Origin of the sequence: Lacticaseibacillus manihotivorans DSM 13343 = JCM 12514 (assembly GCF_001435035.1) — a bacterium.
GTDB lineage: Bacteria > Bacillota > Bacilli > Lactobacillales > Lactobacillaceae > Lacticaseibacillus > Lacticaseibacillus manihotivorans.
This window is the reverse complement of sequence record NZ_AZEU01000248.1, coordinates 1-3,463: the sequence shown is the minus strand read 5'-3', so window position 1 is coordinate 3,463 and position 3,463 is coordinate 1. Positions and strand designations below refer to the sequence as shown.

The following is a 3,463-nucleotide window of genomic DNA, read 5'->3' as shown; positions in this document are numbered from 1 at the left end:
GAAGCGTATGATGTCAACTTTGATACCATATTTAAGACATCTGAATGTCGCAACGTGAGCGTGTTGAATCTGTAAGTTAGTAATACCAACTCAGAAAACATGTGAGCGGAAGCGGCTTGGCAGAACGGAGGAAAATTGGACAATTGCCTGTGGGAGTGAAATCAAGTGAGACGCCGTTTTTTGGCGACTCGCGCGGATTTCACCGGCAAAAATAAAGACAAGCGGGCTTCTTGGCTTGATTTTTAGTCGAAAGAGCATCAGCGGTTTGTGCTGATCTCTGCAGACGGCCGCACCGGCAACTTGTCCAATTTTCCGCAGTGGCGCCGAGGCGCTGGAGCTCACATGTTTTCAAGTCGCTAGGCAATCGGTATAACTAACTAGAAGATGAAAACCACACTTACGCTGCCGGACATCGATAGTCGGCTTTAACAGTGGAAGGGTGTCAAAAAATCTGGTCGGAATGTTAGAAAGTTACAGCTAACCGTCGTGACATCTGGGTCGTGGCATTTGTACCTGCGCCGGAAAAGTGCTACTATATTATAACGATTATTCAGCAAAGCGAGGGAATGCGCGTGGCAGATCAAAACCAACAATTTGAACAAGCTCATCTCAATTCAATCATGGGGGAACTCGGCGAGGCCGAAGACCGCCTGAGTGCCGAAATCGGCCGCACCAAAGCCGAAGAACAACAACTCAACAAGCATTTTTTCAGTGACTTCTCCTTGAACTTCAGCGGGGATGCCGAAGCCAGCGAAACTGCGGCTTCCATTCAACAACAACAACAAATGCTTGATGAACGGCAAAATGCTTGGCAACAATCTGACACCCAACTCAAAACAGTGCAGCGCTTAGAGGTCAATCCATATTTTGCGCGGATCGACTTTCAAGAAGGCCAAGAGAAACCCGAAACTATCTACATCGGTTTAGGCTCATTCACCAACGCCAAAGGAAAATTCTTGATTTACGACTGGCGGGCGCCGATCAGCTCGATTTATTACGATGGTGGGCTGGGTAAAGTCACTTATCAAACCCCTGATGGCCCGCAAACAGTCGACGTGTCGTTGAAGCGCCAATTTGTGATTCAAGATGGCCAGATTCAAACCATGTTTGATACCACTGAAACCATCGGCGATCAAATGTTGTTGGAGGTGTTAGGCGAAAAGTCTGACACCCAAATGAAGTCCATCGTCACCACCATTCAGCGTGAACAAAACCAAATCATCCGCGATACCTCAGCCGAATTACTGTTCGTGCAAGGGGCAGCCGGCTCTGGGAAAACCAGTGCGGTCTTGCAGCGGGTGGCCTATTTACTGTATCGCTACCGCGGCAAGTTGAACGCTAGCCAAGTGATCATGTTCAGTCCGAACCAACTGTTTTCTGATTACATCGGCAATGTGTTGCCAGAACTTGGCGAACAAAACATGGTGCAGTTCACCTTTTATCAATATGTGTCGCGCCGCGTGCCAAATATTGACGTGCAGAACTTGTTCTCCCAGTTTGAAGTGGTGCAAACCCCGACGCAGAAAAAAGTTTCCGCGCTGAAGAACAGCCTGGCGTTCTTTGATGCGACTAAGCGTTACGCTGGCAGCTTGGAATCCGCCGGCATGCGTTTTCGCGATATCAAGTTCCATGATGACGTGTTCTTCTCCAAGGCGCGCATCAAAGAAATCTTTTATTCTTATAACGAAAATTATCACCTCGGCAACCGCTTGAACGCCACCAAAGAAAAGCTCATCAACATGCTCAACCATAAAGTGGAAAGCACGATGAAAGCCAAGTGGGTGCAAGAAGCGGTCGAAGACTTATCCGCTGAACGCATTCGCGAACTGCAAGCCAACGGGCCAGACGAATTCAAGAACTCCGATGACGAATACCGCTTCTTTGCGCGTAAAATCGTCATGGATGCTTTCAAGTCGATTCAACAAGCCATTGTCCGCAATCACTTCTTAAATATCCGCGGCCAATACTTGCACTTCTTGAAAAATGCTGGCAACTTTATCGACTTACAAGAATTTGGCTTGACGGAAGCAGACTGGCAGGCGGACGTTGAAGACTTCTTAGTCGGCTTCAAGAATCGGCAACTGAACATGGTCGATGCGACGCCTTACTTGTACATGTATGACTTGATCACTGGTCGGCACGGCGAACGCAACATGCGCTATGTCTTCATCGATGAAATTCAAGACTACACGCCTTATCAACTGGCTTACTTGCGGGCAAGTTTCCCCAAAGCCCGCTTCACGTTGTTAGGCGATTTGAACCAAGCCATTTTCACGAAGTCGGCGTCACATACCTTGATTCAAGATGTGTCCAAGTTGTTTGATCCGGATAAAACGCGGGTGATCCAGTTGACACAATCGTATCGTTCGACCAAACAAGTCACTGACTTCACCAAGGCGATTTTGAAATCTGGTCAAGCCATCAACGCCTTCAACCGCCTTGGGCCACTGCCGACGATCGCCTTGCGCGACACCGAAGCAGAACTGGTTGAAGCCGTTGCGGCACAGCTTAAAGTCAACGATGCCGCCAAGCAAACCACTGCGGTGATCGCTAAGACCTTAGAAGAAGCCGAACATATTCACGACTTGATGCAACAAGCAGGATTAGCGTCAACCTTGATCCGCAGTGAAAACCAACGCTTGGCCGCTGGTGTGATCGTGGTGCCATCTTATTTGGCCAAAGGTTTGGAATTTGATGCCGTCATTTTGTGGCAAGCCAACAAGCACTTCTTCCATGAAGAAGACGAGCGCGAATTGTTGTACACCATCGCCAGCCGTGCCATGCATCGCTTGACGATCCTGGCTACCCCAGACTTGTCGCCACTGTTAGATCAAGTCCCAGCAGATCTGTACCAGAAAGCGTAATTGGATGAAAATGTCTGAAACTGTTGCCATCACGACGCACCGCGTCTTCCAAGGCCAGATGAACGAGCACGATTCGCTGTTTGGCGGCCAAACCTTATCTTGGCTGGATGAAAATGCCTCGATTTCTGCGCACCGTTTTTCTCGGCGGCAATTGGTCACCGGCTCCGTGGATTCCATGGTGTACGTCAATCCCGTTGAAATCGGCCATGCGCTGATGTATGCGTCTGTGATCACCGGGGTCGGGAAGAAATCTTTGGAAGTCTTCACGAAAATGATCGGCGAAGATTTAGATACAGGGCGGCGTTATTTGGCCGCTTATGCCTTTACCACTTTTGTGTCGATGAACTCGGATCCGCTGCCAACGCTGGAAGCGGATGTCGAAGAAGGCCAGAAGCTGGCAGCCGGCTACGCCACCCGTCGTGCTGAAAACAAACGTCGTTTAAAATCCATGCCTGATGTGTCACTAGACGTGGTGCCATACTAAAAAATAAGCTTCGAATCTCGGCTGAGGTTCGGAGCTTGTTTTGATTAACTGGCCTTTTTCGGCTCTTCGTCAAGTAGAGTTGATATATTTTTGACACCGCACCTAGACCGAAATT

General features: G+C 48.9%; 2 protein-coding genes. Both read left to right on the top strand.

The genetic code is table 11. The annotated features are described in order from the left end of the window. Positions 1-572: 572 nt before the first annotated feature. On the top strand, positions 573-2,864 hold the full coding sequence (helD, locus tag FD01_RS13025; protein WP_056964737.1) for an RNA polymerase recycling motor HelD: 2,292 nt from the start codon (positions 573-575) through the stop codon (positions 2,862-2,864). Positions 2,865-2,868: 4 nt separating this feature from the next. After that, entirely contained in the window at positions 2,869-3,348 is a 480-nt protein-coding gene (locus FD01_RS13020) for an acyl-CoA thioesterase (RefSeq protein WP_056964722.1), read from the top strand. Positions 3,349-3,463: the final 115 nt, after the last annotated feature.